11 protein-coding genes are annotated in these 15,463 nt (G+C 59.8%); all 11 read left to right on the forward strand.

Annotated features, from left to right (window positions below; translation table 11 throughout):
• The first annotated feature begins 2 nt into the window (after positions 1–2).
• Complete coding sequence (locus LT40_RS09070) at positions 3–797, forward strand: ABC transporter permease (RefSeq protein WP_043189098.1); 795 nt, start codon at positions 3–5, stop codon at positions 795–797.
• Entirely contained in the window at positions 794–2,008 is a 1,215-nt protein-coding gene (locus LT40_RS09075; RefSeq protein ID WP_043189101.1) for an ABC transporter ATP-binding protein, read from the forward strand. Before LT40_RS09070 ends, LT40_RS09075 begins: the two co-directional genes overlap by 4 nt.
• Positions 2,008–3,696, forward strand: coding sequence for a class I SAM-dependent methyltransferase (locus LT40_RS09080; RefSeq protein WP_043189104.1), 1,689 nt, complete (start codon positions 2,008–2,010; stop codon positions 3,694–3,696). Before LT40_RS09075 ends, LT40_RS09080 begins: the two co-directional genes overlap by 1 nt.
• On the forward strand, positions 3,696–6,923 hold the full coding sequence (locus LT40_RS09085) for a glycosyltransferase (protein ID WP_084139769.1): 3,228 nt from the start codon (positions 3,696–3,698) through the stop codon (positions 6,921–6,923). Before LT40_RS09080 ends, LT40_RS09085 begins: the two co-directional genes overlap by 1 nt.
• Positions 6,924–7,143: 220 nt before the next feature.
• The gene (gene rfbG / locus LT40_RS09090) at positions 7,144–8,226 is read left to right on the forward strand and encodes a CDP-glucose 4,6-dehydratase (RefSeq protein ID WP_043189107.1); all 1,083 of its coding nucleotides are present in this window, start codon (positions 7,144–7,146) and stop codon (positions 8,224–8,226) included.
• Positions 8,223–9,038: an NAD-dependent epimerase/dehydratase family protein gene (locus LT40_RS09095; protein ID WP_043189109.1), complete on the forward strand. Its 816-nt coding sequence runs from the start codon at positions 8,223–8,225 to the stop codon at positions 9,036–9,038. The genes rfbG and LT40_RS09095 overlap by 4 nt, the downstream gene beginning before the upstream one ends.
• Before the next feature lie 20 nt (positions 9,039–9,058).
• Positions 9,059–10,027: a glycosyltransferase family 2 protein gene (locus LT40_RS09100; protein ID WP_043193515.1), complete on the forward strand. Its 969-nt coding sequence runs from the start codon at positions 9,059–9,061 to the stop codon at positions 10,025–10,027.
• Positions 10,028–10,037: 10 nt separating this feature from the next.
• Positions 10,038–10,805 (forward strand): glucose-1-phosphate cytidylyltransferase, encoded by a 768-nt coding sequence (gene rfbF, locus LT40_RS09105; protein ID WP_043189111.1) that lies wholly within the window; start codon positions 10,038–10,040, stop codon positions 10,803–10,805.
• 8 nt (positions 10,806–10,813) lie between these two features.
• Positions 10,814–11,821, forward strand: coding sequence for a lysylphosphatidylglycerol synthase transmembrane domain-containing protein (locus LT40_RS09110; RefSeq protein ID WP_043193517.1), 1,008 nt, complete (start codon positions 10,814–10,816; stop codon positions 11,819–11,821).
• A gap of 30 nt (positions 11,822–11,851) precedes the next feature.
• A complete protein-coding gene (locus tag LT40_RS09115; protein WP_043189113.1) occupies positions 11,852–13,153 on the forward strand; it encodes an NAD(P)/FAD-dependent oxidoreductase in 1,302 nt (433 codons plus the stop codon).
• Between the two features lie 154 nt (positions 13,154–13,307).
• A complete protein-coding gene (locus LT40_RS09120; RefSeq protein WP_148308543.1) occupies positions 13,308–15,191 on the forward strand; it encodes a hypothetical protein in 1,884 nt (627 codons plus the stop codon).
• The last annotated feature ends 272 nt before the right edge of the window (positions 15,192–15,463 follow it).

The following is a 15,463-nucleotide window of genomic DNA, read 5'->3' on the forward strand; positions in this document are numbered from 1 at the left end:
TTATGTTCGGCATGTTAAGAGGCATCTGGGACTACAGAGGCTTCATTGCAACTTCCATCAAGAACGAGTTCGTTGCGCGCTTTGCGCGCAGCAAGCTCGGTGGCCTCTGGATGATCATTCATCCGCTGGCCCAGGTCGCTATCTATGCGCTCATCCTGTCGAACGTGCTCGGTGCCCGCCTGCCGGGCATCGACAACAAGTACGCCTACGCGCTGTACCTGATTGCCGGCATCCTGGCCTGGAACCTGTTCGCGGAAATCGTCGGGCGCTGCCTGACGGTGTTCATCGAGCAGGGCAACCTGATGAAGAAGATGCGCTTTCCGCGCATTGCGCTGCCCATCATCGTGGTCGGCTCCGCGCTGCTCAACAACCTGCTGCTGTTTGCCGCAGTGTTGATCATCTTCGCCGCGCTCGGCCATGCGCCTAACATGCAGATGTTCTGGTTGCTGCCGTTGACGCTGACGATCGTTGCACTGGCCGTCGGCATCGGTCTGGTGTTGGGCGTCTTGAACGTGTTCATCCGAGACATCGGCCAAGTCATGCCTATCGTGCTGCAAGTGTGGTTCTGGTTCACGCCTATCGTATATTCGATAAACATCGTGCCGGACTATCTGAGAGGCACACTGGACTCCAACCCCATGTACCCGATCGTTGCCGCCTACCACAACGTACTGGTGTACAAAGTGCCACCTGATCTTGCGCAGATCGGCGTGGTGGTCTTGATCGCCGTGGGCTTGATGTTGCTGGGCTTGTTCCTGTTCCGTCGGGCGTCTGCAGAAATGGTGGACTCCCTATGACTCTTCTAGTCGTCAGCAATGTAGGCAAAGCCTACCGCACCTACCGTTCGGAATGGCAGCGCATGGCGCGCTGGTTCTACATGCCGATCAAGGCAACCGAAGAGCATTGGGTGCTCAAACACATCAGTTTCAGCCTGGGCGCTGGCGAGGCCATCGGCCTGGTCGGCCAGAACGGCGCCGGCAAGTCCACGCTGCTGAAGATGATCACCGGGACCTTGCAACCCAGCGAGGGCAAGGTTCAGGTCAACGGTCGCATCGCCGCCATTCTCGAGTTGGGCATGGGTTTCAATCCCGAGCTGACAGGTCGGCAAAACGTGTATCACGCCGCAGGGCTGATGGGCTTCAACGTCGGCGAGATCAACGGTGCAATCGACGATATCGAAGCCTTCGCCGAAATCGGCGAGTATTTCGATCACGCCGTACGGACCTATTCCAGCGGCATGCAGATGCGCGTTGCGTTCTCGGTGGCTACCGCATTTCGCCCGGAAATCCTGATCATCGATGAAGCTCTCTCAGTCGGCGACAGCTATTTCCAGCACAAGAGTTTCGGCCGCATTAAGGAGTACCAGAAAGCGGGTACCACCTTGCTGATCGTGTCCCACGACAGGGGTTCGATCCAGGCGCTGTGCAGTCGCGCCATTCTTCTGGACGGCGGCACCATCATCAAGGATGGCCCGCCGGAAGAAGTCATGGACTACTACAACGCGATCATTGCGCAGAAAGAAAACTCAGTGGTGGAAGTGAATACCTTGGCCGATGGCGGCCGGCAGACCAAGTCCGGCAGCGGCAAGGCCTCCATCGAAAGTGTGACGCTCTACAACACCGAAGGTGCTCCGGTCGAGTACATCGCTGTGGGCGAGGACGTGTGCTTGACCATCAAGGTCAAGATCAATGTCCAGTTGCCCGAGCTGGTCGTCGGCTATGTCATCAAGGACCGATTGGGCCAAGACGTATTCGGCACCAATACCCACCACCTGAAGTGTGTACGGACGGATCTGCAGGAAGGCGAATCGCTGTCCTACGAGTTCCGCTTTCCTGCCGCGCTCGGGGTCGGGTCCTACTCGGTGGCCGTGGCGCTGCATGCCACCGATAGCCATATCGCTGATAATTACGAGTGGCGCGACCTGGCGTTGCTGTTCAACGTAGTCAACATGTCCAAGGGCAGCTTCGTCGGCTTGGCCTGGATACCGCCAACCGTGGAGTGCAAGTGATGGATGACGGTTTCTACAGGGCTTTCGAAGACCGCTATCGGGGTTCGCGTGAACTGATCACCGAGCGACTGCGCGTCTATTTGCCATTTCTCGAACCGCTCAAGGGCCTTTATCAGGATTATCCGATACTGGACCTTGGCTGCGGTCGTGGCGAATGGCTCGAGTTGCTTCAGCGCGAAGGCTACGCCCCCATGGGCGTTGATCTGGACGAGGGGATGCTGCAGGCCTGTCAGGCACTGGGATTACCTGCGCGCAATGCGGATGCGCTCGCGGCGCTCAAGGAGCTGCCAGACAACAGCCTGATAGCCGTGACTGGCTTTCACATCGCTGAACACATTCCATTCCCGGTGCTGCAAGAGGTGGTCGCCGAGGCCCAGCGCGTGCTGCGCCCGGCCGGGCTACTGATCCTGGAAACGCCTAACGCGGAAAGCCTCGTCGTCGGGACCAACACGTTCTATCTGGACCCGACCCACGAACGGCCACTGCCAGGCTTGCTGCTTTCGTTTCTGGCAGAGCATTCAGGGTTCGCCAGGGCCAAGATCGTCCGCCTTCAAGAGCGCGACGAACTGCGCAACGAAGGCCAGAGTATTGGGATCTGGGACGTGATTTCGGGCACCAGCCCGGACTACGCCGTGGTCGTTCAGAATCCGGCTGGCGCCGAACAACTCGAAGCCTTCGCGTCTGCGTTCGACGCAGCCTATGGTGTCGCGCTGGACCAATTGGCAATGCGTTACGACCATGCTCTCGAGCTGCGCCTGAACGCGATCGAAAGCAAGATTGCGCAAGGCCCTGACCAGGAAGCCCAGGGGCAGTTCGTCACCTACCCCGGCCTGCAAGGCGCACTGGAACGCATCCACATTCATCACGCGGAACAACTGAAGCTGCTGCACGACAACTTCCAACATGCAGCTGACGTCCACGAAGACCGCTTCAACCAGGCAAGCCGGGCCCAGGAGCAACGTTTCCACGATCTCGTCATTGCTCAGGAGCAGCGCTTCAGCGACGCCGTGGTGGCTCAGGAGCAACGATTCGTAGAAGCGGCGGCCGCGCAGGAGCAACGCCTCATCGAGTCGTCGGTCGTGCAGGAACAACGGTTCAGTCAAGAAGTCGAGGTGTACCAGCACCGGTTCAGCGAAAGCGTGATCGATCTGCAGCAGCGGTGCACGCAGCTTCAGAACAGCCTTGCAGAAGCACACCTTCACCACAGTAACGCGGTGCAGGAGCTCGACCAGGTTCGCACCGAACTCAATGCATCGCTGGGTCATGCCCACCATTGGTACTTGCGCGCCGTGGCGTACGAGCAGCAGTTGCAGGAGATGCAGCGCAGTACCTTTTGGCGCGTTACCAGTCCGGCGCGCTGGTCGGTTCATACAGTCCGCACCGCCCCGGGTGCAGCGGTCGGCGTCGTGCGCGGCTCCGGGCGCAAGGTCCTGGGCGCCGCCGTACAGTTCGTTCTGGCTCGGCCGATGCTGCATCAGCGTCTGAACAACGCGCTCAAACGTTCTCCGCGCCTGTACATGGCGCTCAAGAGCGTCGTGCACAACCACGGGATGATGCCCGATGCCGCGCTGGCATCCAGTCTTCCTTCGGACAGTTCAGTGCCTGCGCACCTGGAAGGCCTGTCGGTTGAAGCGCGTCAGATTTATCACGACCTGAAAAAAGCTATTGATCAAAAGGACCGGGGCTAATGCGGATTGTTATAGACATGCAGGGCGCTCAGGTTCATTGCGCCACCTCCGAGTCGCCTTGCTACGTCATGGACCTGGTGGAAAGCCTGGTTGAAAACGGTGGAGAGCACGAAATATTCCTGGCCCTGAGCAGCCTGCTCGACGGGACCATTGAAGCCATTCGTGCGAAGTTTCACGGTGTATTGCCCAGCGAGAACATTCGCGTCTGGTCCGCGCCTGGGCCTGTCGACCTGCACCACGGCGAAAACGCCGGGCGTGCCAAGGTCGCCGAGCTGGTGCGTGAAACCTTCCTGGCCAACCTCGAGCCGGACCTGTTGCTGCTGTCCCACGCAGCCATTAGTACTGGCAGTGAAGCTGCGTCGCTCGTAAGCGCGTTGCCCAGCGGTATGTCGATCGGCATGATCGTCGAAAGCGTAAGCGCGTTCGAAGAGGGCGCGCCGCGCCCGCAGTGGGTGCATCAGTTCGACCGCGAAGGTCAAGCCCACAGCGTATTGCTGCTGCGCCCGCTGGACGTCGAAAGCGTCAGTCAGGCGCTGGATATTCCCGCCGAGCGGATCATTTCGCTGAACACCGATTCAACCACCGACTTTGGTGAACAGGACCTGCGCAACGACGCGTCGAACGTGCTCGCGCTGCTGGAGCGAAGTGGCGTTCCTCCATTGGAAAAGCCGGCGTTGCGCCATCGCCTGGCCTACGTCTCGCCTTTGCCACCACAGAAGAGCGGCATTGCCGGGTACAGCGCCGAGCTGCTGCCCGAGCTCAGCGCCTACTACGACATCGACGTGGTGACTGGCCATCTGGAAGTGACTGACGCGTGGGTGCTGGACAACTGTACGCTGCGCTCCGTCGACTGGTTCCGGGAAAATGCCTCGAGCTATCAGCGGGTCATCTATCACCTGGGCAACAACCCGATGCATGCCTTCATGTTCGAGTTGCTCGAGGACATTCCAGGCGTCGTGGTGCTGCACGATTTCTATCTGGGCAATGTGCACTGGTATCGCCAGGCGCATGCGCTGAAACCCGGCGCGTGGGTACAGGAGCTGTACCAGGGCCATGGTTACAAAGCGGTGGCGGATTTCTTCGAGGACGGCGTGCATGACACGCTTCCCCGCTATCCGGGCAGCCTGGGCGTGCTCAGCAAGGCCCTGGGGGTGATCGTGCATTCCGAATACTCACTGTCGCTGGCGCGGCATTGGTATGGCAACTCGGAACACTGCTCCATGATTCCGCTGCTGCGTGTCCCCGCCGCCGCACCCGATCGGGCCAAGGCACGCAAGGCGTTGGGCTTGAAGCCCGACGACTTCGTGGTGTGCACCTTCGGATTCATGGGCAAGACCAAGCTCAACCATCGCCTGCTCTCGGCATGGGAATATTCCGAACTCTTAAGCCAGGACCGCAAGTGCAAGTTGTTCTTCGTGGGGCAGAACGAGGCCTCCGACTACGGCCAGGCCATCGAGGAACAGCTCAAGGCCCGCAAGCAGGCTTCAGGCGTGAATATCGTCGGCTGGACCGACAACTCGACCTACGAACTGTACTTGGCAGCGGCGGACGTGGGCGTTCAGTTGCGTGAGCTGTCACGTGGCGAAACCTCGGCCGCCGTGCTCGACTGCTTCAACTACGGCCTGGGCACGATCGTCAACGCCAACGGCGCCATGGCGGATCTGCCCGACGACGTGCTGATCAAGCTGCCGGACCAGTTCAGCGATACTCAATTGACCGAGGCCCTGGAACAGCTGCGCGGTCATCCGCATTTCTGCCGAGAGCTGGGCGACCGGGCTGCCGCCTTCGTGCACGCCGACCACGCCCCCGCACAGTGCGCCAAGCTGTACATGGAGCGTATCGAAGCGCACTACGAGGAACACAGCCGCTACAAGACCTTCGTGTCGTCGGTGGCCAGTGTCATTGCCAGCGACGAAGCCAACGTCGATATTCTCGAAACCTCCAAGTGCATCGCGCTCAACCAACCGCCGACCATCGGCCTGCGTCGTATCTACGTCGATGTATCTGCGATGGCTCGCGTCGATTTGCGTACCGGCATCCAGCGCGTGGTGCGTGCGTTGCTGTTGGCACTGATCGAATCGCCGCCGCCGGGTTACCTGTTCGAGCCCGTGCTGCTGAGCAACGTGGGTGGTGCATGGCACTGGCGCTACGCGCGCAGTTTCATGATGACGCTCATGGGCTGCCCCAACGAGTGGCTGCGCGATGACCCGGTCGACATGCAGCCGGGGGAGCAATTCCTCGGTCTGGACTTCTGCGGTTCGTACACCGTCGAAGGCGGCAAAGCCAAGGTCTTTGCCCGCATGCGCGAGCGGGGCGTAAGGACATCGTTCGTGGTCTACGACCTGATCCCGATCCTGTTCGAGGAGCACTTCCCGCCAGGCACCAAGGATGCCCATGCCCAGTGGCTGTATGAAATCACCCAAGCCGATGCTGCGCTGTGCATTTCCGCGGCCGTGGCCCACGATCTTCAATATTGGCTGGCTGTCCACGGTGCCCCGCGTCCGGATCACAAACGCCTGGAAACCAGCTGGTTCCACCTCGGCGCCGACCTGAACTCGTCGGTGCCCAGCACCGGGATGCCGGACGGCGCCGCCGAGATCCTTGCTCGCCTGCGCAGCGCGCCGAGCTTCCTTTCGGTAGGCACCATCGAGCCGCGCAAGGGTTACGCCCAGACGCTGGCGGCATTCGACCTGCTATGGGACGAGGGCGAGGAACTGAATCTGGTGTTCGTCGGCAAGGAAGGCTGGATGGTCGAGAAGCTCGCGGCCAGCGTGCGCAAGCATCCACAGCTGAACAAGCGCCTGTTCTGGCTGGAAGGCATCAGCGACGAATACCTCGAAAAGCTGTACGAGTCTTCGTCTTGCTTGCTTGCTGCCTCGGAAGGAGAGGGGTTCGGCCTGCCACTGATCGAGGCTGCCCAGCACAAGTTGCCGATCCTGGCCCGAGCACTGCCGGTGTTCCGCGAAGTGGCGGGCGAGCATGCTGCTTTCTTCGAAGGCGATACGCCTCGTGCCTTGGCCGATGCGGTGCATCAGTGGGTCCGCAGCGATGCCGATGGCAAGACGGTCCGGTCCGACGACATGCCGTGGCTGACCTGGAAGCAGAGTGCAGAACAGTTGAAAAAGGCTTTGTTCGGTCTCGAGCAGATAGCGCCGACGACGATCGTTCAAGCTGCCACCGCGCCCGATGCAGTGCATGAAACGGAGGGCAGTCGGCAGGAATGCTGAAAGGTCGCAGACGGCGTTGATGCCGTTCCATGACCCATTGAAAGCGTTGGCCCGAAGGCGTTTTTCGTCGCTGACCGGGGCACCGCCAGGGTGCCGACCGTAGCGGTCGGCGCGGCCCTGCTTATACCCAAATGGCTGTTTCCAAGGTATTATTGGCGGCTATATGCGTTCTCCCGTTCGTGGGTCAGGACCGAACTAAACCAATGACGGTGCACGTGCAATGACAACCCGCCTGAAGCTTGAAGAGCGACTCGTTGGCAAGAAAATTCTGGTCACCGGGCACACCGGTTTCACCGGAAGCTGGGCATGCCTTTGGTTGACATCTATCGGTGCCGAAGTCGCTGGCTACTCGCTGGCTCCCGACACCACTCCTTCCCTGTATCAGACCATGGGTCTGGACAAGGACGTCGCCAGCACACTGGGCGACATCTGTGATTTCGAATCGCTGCACAAGGCAGTCGAAGCGTTCCAGCCGGAGCTGATCCTTCACCTGGCTGCTCAGCCACTGGTGCGCAAGTCCTATCGCGAGCCGGTGCAGACATTCCTCGTCAATGCCCAGGGCACTGCCCATGTTCTTGAGGCCGCACGTCTGGTCAAAAGCGTGCGTGGCGTGCTCTGCATCACCACGGACAAGGTCTACAAGAACAACGAATGGGCCTGGCCATACCGCGAAAACGATCCGTTGGGTGGCAAGGACCCGTATAGCGCCTCCAAGGCCGCTGCGGAAATGGTCATTCAAAGCTACGCCGCTTCGTATCCTTTCGCGGAAGGCCAGGGCCCAGCCATTGCGACGGCGCGCGGCGGCAACATCATCGGTGGTGGAGATTGGTCCGAAGATCGCCTAGTGCCGGATTTCGTCCGTGCCGCCATCGACGGCCAGGCCATGACGCTGCGCTACCCGGACGCCACCCGTCCATGGCAGCACGTGCTGGCCCTGGTACACGGCTACATGGTGATCCTGGCCGAGCTGGCCTCGGACACACCCGAGCGAGTTGCCAAAGCCTGGAACCTGGGCCCTCAGGAACTCAAGCAGTATTCGGTCAGAAGTGTCCTCGAACTCATGAGCGAACACTGGCAGCGTCCAGACCTCAAGTACATGGACAACCCTCTGCCTGAAGCCGGTTCCTTGGCACTCGACAGCTCCATCGCCCGAAACCAGCTGAACTGGATTCCGGTGTGGGACACTGAAGAGGTCGTTCGACAGACCGCGCTGTGGTATCGCGACTACTACGCAAACCCTGAAAAGGCCCGAGACATTACCTTGGCCCAGATCAACGAGTGGCGCGCAGGCATCCAGGAGTGATTTACATCCTGGGCGGACGAGGCCGGCTGGGGCAAGCCCTGGCCGCGCTGTACGAGCCAGGCCAGAGCGTCTGCCTGGACAGGGCAGTGTATGACGCCTGGTCGCAGCCCGATGCGGCCGGTGCCGTCAGGTCATACTTCTCCCGGTGCACGCCGGTGCCCTCGATCATCTATGTCTGCTCGGGTCTGCTGGACCCGCAGATCCCGGACGACGAACTGCTGGCGGTGAATTACCAGTTGCCGCGTAATGTCATCGAAGGTGTCCAAGGGCTGGGCATCAAGGTGGTGACGTTCGGCACGGCCATGGAGCATGGCCTGGCAACCAACCGTTATGTCCAAAGCAAGGTCAAGCTGAGCGAGTTCGTCGAGCAGTCCGTCGCCCAGGGCGCCCTGGCAACGCATGTGCGCATCCATACGCAGTACGGGGAGGGCGAGCCTAGTTCGTTCATGTTCCTCGGTCAGATCCTGACTGCGCTGCGGAACGACACCCCGTTCGCCATGACGCTGGGGCGCCAGCTGCGTGAATACCATCACGTCGCAGACGACGCCAGGGCCATTCAATTGCTGGTTCAGGAAGCGATTGTCGGTCCGGTGGACTTGTCCCATGGCGAACCGGTGACGTTGCGCAATCTGGCCGAAGCGATCTTCGAGTCGCTTGGTAAATCCCATCTTCTTCAAGTAGGCAAGCTGCCGGAGCCCGTTCAGGAAAACTTCGATACGGTCTTCGTCGTCCCCGAAACACTCCAGACACTTTCATTCAGGGACACCCATCCGGCGGTTGTCGACTACATGAAGTCAAGGATGAATGGTTAATGCAAGGTTTTGATGCACATATGCTTAGATCAGACAAAAAGCCTTTGGTCTCGATATCCATTCCGGTACTCAACGAGTCGGGCAACCTGGAAAACCTCTACAAGCGCCTCGTTGCACTGGGCGTGAAGATGGAGAGTCGTTGCGATCTGGAGTTCGTTTTCTCGGACAATCATTCGGACGACACGACCTGGGACATGCTCACGGAATTGGCCGCCAGGGATTCGCGGGTTCGGGCCATTCGCTTTTCCAAGAACTATGGCTTCCAACGCTCCATTCTCGCCAACTACATGCACACCCGCGGCGACGCTGTCATGCAGATCGACGCCGACCTCCAGGACCCACCCGAACTGCTGGAAGCATTCTTCGAGCGCTGGGAGGCGGGTTTCGACGTCGTCTATGGCGTGCGCCGCAAGCGCCCTGAAAGCTGGCTGCTGAACAACTTCCGCCGTGTGGGCTACTGGGCCATCGACAAGGTCAGCGAGCATCCCATTCCTCGCGACGTCGGCGACTTCCGCCTGATCGATCGCAAGGTGGTCAATGTCCTGCTCAAGACCAAGACGGCCAACCCCTATCTGCGTGGCATGATTGCCGGCATCGGCTTCAACCAGACAGGTATCGCCTACGACCGCGATGCGCGCGTGGCCGGCGAAAGCAAGTTCAACGTCAACCGCCTTGTTCGCCTGGGTCTTACCGCCGTCTTCAACCATTCCACAGTTCCGCTGCGCGCTGCATCGTTCGTGGGCAGTCTGATACTGGCCGCAAGTCTTATCGGCGCGCTGTATTACGTGGTGTTGAGGGTCTTTCATCCCGAGTTGCCGCCGGGCCTGGCAAGTATTCATATCCTGGTGCTGTTCGGCATCGGTTTGAATTCATTCCTGCTGGGCATCATTGGCGAGTACATCCTGCGTATCTATCTGGTATTGCGCGCTGACCCGGTCGCCGTTATCCAGCAAAGTCTCAATTTCGATCCCTCCGATCTCAAATTATAAGGAGCATAAGATGAAAGCTGTCATTCTGGCCGGTGGCCTGGGTACTCGCATCGCCGAAGAGTCAGACACCAAGCCAAAACCGATGGTCGAGATCGGCGGCAAGCCGCTGCTGTGGCACATCATGCGTTCATACGCCAACCACGGCATCAAGGACTTCGTCATCTGCCTGGGCTACAAGGGCTATGTCATCAAGGAGTTCTTCTTCAACTACTACCGCCACATGTCGGACATGACCATCGACCTGTCCACCGGTGATACGCAGATCCTCAACAGCCAGGCCGAAGACTGGAAAATCACCCTGGTCGATACCGGACCTGAAACCATGACCGGCGGCCGCCTGAAGCGTGTTGCGCCTTATCTGGACAATGAAACGTTCTGCCTGACCTACGGTGACGGCTTGTCCGACATCAACATCAGTGCCGAGGTTGAATTCCACCGCCAGCACGGCAAATTGGCTACCGTTGCCGCAGTACAACCGCCTGGCCGTTTCGGCGTGCTGAACATCGACGCGCACAACGCTGTGTCCAGCTTCGAGGAAAAACCGAGCGATGAAATCGGCTGGATCAACGGCGGTTTCTTTGTACTGGAACCTCAAGTCATCCAGTACATCGATGGCGACAGCATTTCCTGGGAGCGCGAGCCGCTGACCAACTTGGCAAAAGACGGGCAACTGTCGGCGTTCCACCACACCGGTTTCTGGCAGCCGTGCGACACCCTGCGTGACAAGCGCGAACTCGAAGCCCTGTGGGCGGCCAACAAAGCCCCGTGGCGGATCTGAGCAAGCACATGACCCAAGCGACAGCGGTAAAAGAACGGCGCTGGATCAAGCACCTGATAGGGGGCGGGATCACGCTCATCTGTCTGGGCGCGATCTTCCGCCTGGTGAAGTTCTCCGAAGTGATGGACGCCCTCAAGCAGTTCGAATGGCATTACCTGATCTTGGGTGTGATGTCCCTGGCGTTCGGCTACTGCGTGCGGATCTTCCGCTGGTCGGTGATGCTTTCGGCCACCGGGAGCGAGGTCAGCTTCAAGAACTGCGCTGCGCCGTTCCTGGGGGCGATCGCGCTCAACAACGTGCTGCCGCTGCGCCTGGGTGACGTTGTCCGCGCTTTGGTTTTTCCCAGTGCCATGGGTGTGACCAAAACCGCCGCCGCGACCAGCCTGGTCGTAGAACGCCTGATCGATCTGGTCACGTTGCTGGCGTGTCTTGCCCTGGGCGTGCTGGCCATCCAGACGCTTCAAGTGCCGCCTGCACTGCGTGAAAGCGCGGTGGTGCTGGCACTGCTCGGCGGTATCGCCCTGGCGGTAGGCTTTTTCTTTTCGGGCAGTTTCGCGCGCTTGTTCAACAAGCTCGGCGGCGGTACCGACGCGAGCAGGGGCTCGGCCAAGCTGCAGCAGATCTTTCGCACCATTGCCGGCCTGTTCGAAAGCTTCGACGTGATGTCGCGCCCACGGGTGCTGGGCACCATGTTGCTGCTTTCGATACTGGTCTGGATGGGCGAGGCGGGCTTGTTCTATTTTGCCCTGCAAGGCCTCGGCCTGGAGGCGACGCCGTTGATGGCACTGTTGGTCATGGCGATTACCACCTTGTCGACGCTGGCACCGTCCTCACCCGGTTATGTTGGCCCGTTCCATTTGGCGGCATTCACCGCAGTTTCCCTGATCGGTGGCACTTCCGCGCAAGCGGGCAGTTACGCCGTGATCGTACACCTGGCGCTTTGGCTGCCGACCACCATCGTCGGCGCCCTGGCCATCTGGTCCCGGCCGGCTCTGTTCAAGGCCGCCCGCAAGTGATCAAGACCTTATCCATTCTGGTAAACATCAATGAATAATTACGACGTAGTGATTGTAGGGGGCGGTTTTACCGGCCTCACCGCAGCGTATGTACTGGCCAAGCAAGGCAAGAGCGTACAAGTCATCGAAGCGGACTCCACCCCTGGCGGCCTGGCCGGTATCTTCGAGTTCGACGACGGTGTGCGGGTCGAGAAGTTCTACCACCACTGGTTCAACAACGACGTGTTCGTTCCCGAGCTGGTCAAGGAACTGGGTCTGGAAGGCGACGTGATCCTGCTGCCAACCCGCACCGGCATGTACTTCAATGGCCGCATGTGGAAGCTCTCCACGCCGCTGGACCTGCTGCGCTTCAAGGCACTGTCGTTCGTCGACCGTATCCGCCTGGGCCTGCTGGTGTTCCAAGTGCGCAAGATCAAGGACTGGAAGTCCATCGAGCACCTGAGCATCCGCGAGTGGCTGGAAGGCATGTGCGGCAAGTCGGTGTACAAAGTCGTCTGGGAGCCGTTGATCGACTCCAAGTTCTCCGTCTACGCCGAAGCGGTGAACGCCGTGTGGATGTGGAAAAAACTGGTACTGCGCGGCAGCACCCGTAACGACAAGGGCGGCGAAGAACTTGCCTACTTCAAGGGCGGTTTCGGTCGCCTGGCCGAAGCGCTGGTCTCGGCCATCCGCGAGCACGGCGGCGAAGTCACCCTGAACACCAAGGTTCAGGGCCTGGTGACCGAGGGCAAGCAGATCACGGCCGTGACCACCGATAAAGGCGAAGTGGCAGGCAAGAAGTTTCTGTTCACCCCATCGTTCCCGTTGATCGCCGACCTGTTCGAAGGCAAAGCGGACGACCAGTGGCTGGCCAAGCTGCGTCGCGTGAAGTACCTGGGCAACATGTGCCTGGTGCTGCGTCTGAAGCACAGCCTGTCCGACACCTACTGGTTGAACGTCAACGACCCGGGCTTTCCGTTCGTGGGCGTGATCGAGCACACCAACTTCGACACCCCGGAAAACTACAAGGGTACGCATATCGCCTACCTGTCGCGCTACCTGGCGACCCAGGATCCGGTATGGGCCTACAACGACGAGCAGTATCTGGACTTCGCCCTGGGCCACCTCAAGCGCATGTTCCCCAAGTTCGAGAAGGACTGGGTCGTCGACTACAAGGTATGGCGCTCCGAGTACGCACAGCCGGTCACCGAGCGTAACTATTCGCAGTACGTACCTGACGCCACGACGCCGTACGACAACGCCTTGATCTCGACCATGGCGCAGATCTATCCGGAAGACCGTGGTACCAACTACGCTATCCGCGAAGGCCGAGCCATCGCCAAGCAGCTGTAAACACAGTTGAACGGGTAGGGTAAATCTCCGGGTGTCTGACCAGTGCAGACGCCCGGAGCCGTTTTGAAGGGTCCCAAAAAGGAAGATGGGTACGCTCATCTTGGAGAGGCAAATGCACTCAGGAACTGTGCCGTCAAAGCTGATGGTCTGTTTGATGTTCGTAGCTTTGGCGCTGTTGGTGGCGCTCAACATCGACGCGCTGTGGGGGCATGCCGTTGACCTGGCCCACCACTACGTACTGGTGTTCAGGATAGGCGAGCAATTCAACCTCGGTAATCCCACCGATCCCTCCATGGGCGAGATGAATTTCTACCCTCGGCTGAGCCACATCGTGGCTGCGGTCGCAGGCTTCATAGTGGGGTCGCCGTTGCTCGGCTTGCACCTGACCGCGCTGCTTTCACTTTTCCTGATCTGGTTTTGCTACGTCTACCTGCTGGGCACGCTGCCGCGTGCGTTGGCGGTTGCGAGCATCGTCTGCCTTGCCGTGCTCTCGTTTCTCAACAAGCGGGTCTTCCATCTGGAAGTGCACGGCAGCGAGCTGGTCGACAACTACTTCTTCTCCCAGTTGATGGCGCAAAGCGTGACCATGCTGGTCATCGCGATCGGCCTGCTGTCCGAGCGCAAGGCCGGCCGCTGGTGCGCCTACTTCGTGCTGGTCATGGGCATCTTCATCAACACCGGCATACACCTGCTGCCCACCCTTGAACTGCTGGGTGTGCTAGGTTTTGTATTGCTTGTGGATGGCATCAAGGTTCGCCGTACGGACCCGCGATTGAGGGTCTGGCTGCTGCCCGCACTCATCGTCCCAGCCTGCGCGTTGGCTGGCGTACTGATCAATCCGGCATTCGCTGCCATGCGCCAGATCGCGGACAACAACGGCGGCCTGGGCTTTGATCGAATCAGCTACCCCGTAGGTTTGATCACCGTTTGCCTCGCGGTAATGGCGATGTCCTTCGTGGCCGCATGGGCCTACTTGCGACCTCATGGCCAGTACGCCTGGCCCGTGCTCAAGTACCTGTCGGCGCTAGGCATGGCCATGGCCACGCTTTGCCTGTTGCAGATGGTGCTGGCGCAGTTTGGCTATGGCTCCGATTACGCAGTCAAGAAGTACGGAAACGGCCTGCTGACGCAATTGTTGGTGCTTGCCAGTGCCGGCTTGGGTGCCTTGATCCTACGTCGGCCCCGAATCCGAGCGTTGCAGTTGCCGGGTTGGCTGTTTGCACCCGGTGCGGCCGTGCTGTTCTTCTGTATCGCCACCAACGCCACGCCGCGCAAGAGTGATTTCGACGTGTCCGAGCTCGTACAGCTCGAAAAAAGCATGATCGGCTTGCTGGCCAGCCAGTACACGCCGGCAGTGTCGCCCAAGCAGGATGTAGTGATAGGCCTAAGCAAGGAACCGACCTTCGACTACATGTTTACCTTGGCGATCGCTCGTACGTCACGCAAGTACGCCACACCTGAAATCTTCTACACCCACGCCATCACCGATTTCAGCAAGTACGACAATGTCATCACCGCGCCCGGTACACCCCGTTACGATAGCCCCCAGTGTCGGCGCAACAGCAACCGCCTACTGGTGGTCGACTCGGCAGCGTGCCTGGCGACATTGGCGCAGGAGGTTGAAAAGCAGCAGACGGCTTTCGATTTCACCTCCGACAGCACCTTGCCTGTGGGCAGCATCGACGGTTTCAGCGTCCCGGAGGCACACGGGCGCTGGATGCAGACACCACAAGCGCGCTTTACCTGGCTGCGACCCAGCGTTGCACCCAATACCCTGAAGGTAAAAATCACGCCTTTCCTGAGCGCCGAGCATCCGCGACAAAGACTGTTGATCAAGGTCAATGGCCAGCGCGTGTATGAAGGGGAGTTCCTCTATGAAGGTCTGGTAGAACCCATTCAGGTTGCAATCCCGGCACCCACCGAGCGTGGCTACGTGGTCGAGTTCGACGCGCCCGACGCCATCTCACCCAAGGCACTGGGATTGAGTGAAGACACTCGAGAATTGAGCTTCTCGGTTAAGGAATTGACGTTTGAGTAACAGCAGTCCTTCGCCAGCTCCTGCCGACATCCATCGTGGGCGAGATATAACGGGGTATCGCCTTAAACATTTCCAACCCGCCGTCGCTGGCCTCACGGCCGCAGCGGTAAGCATGCACGGAAGTCGACTTTATGCGTGACACGAAAACCGTACTTCATCAGCCGCAACAACGTCATATGGGCGTCTACGTAGGCATCTGCCTGGCCCTGCTGTTCCTCTATCTGCTGTTGAGCCGCCTGGCGCCCGTACGCGTAGGCGATGGCTCGGAGTAC

The organism is Pseudomonas rhizosphaerae (assembly GCF_000761155.1).
GTDB lineage: Bacteria > Pseudomonadota > Gammaproteobacteria > Pseudomonadales > Pseudomonadaceae > Aquipseudomonas > Aquipseudomonas rhizosphaerae.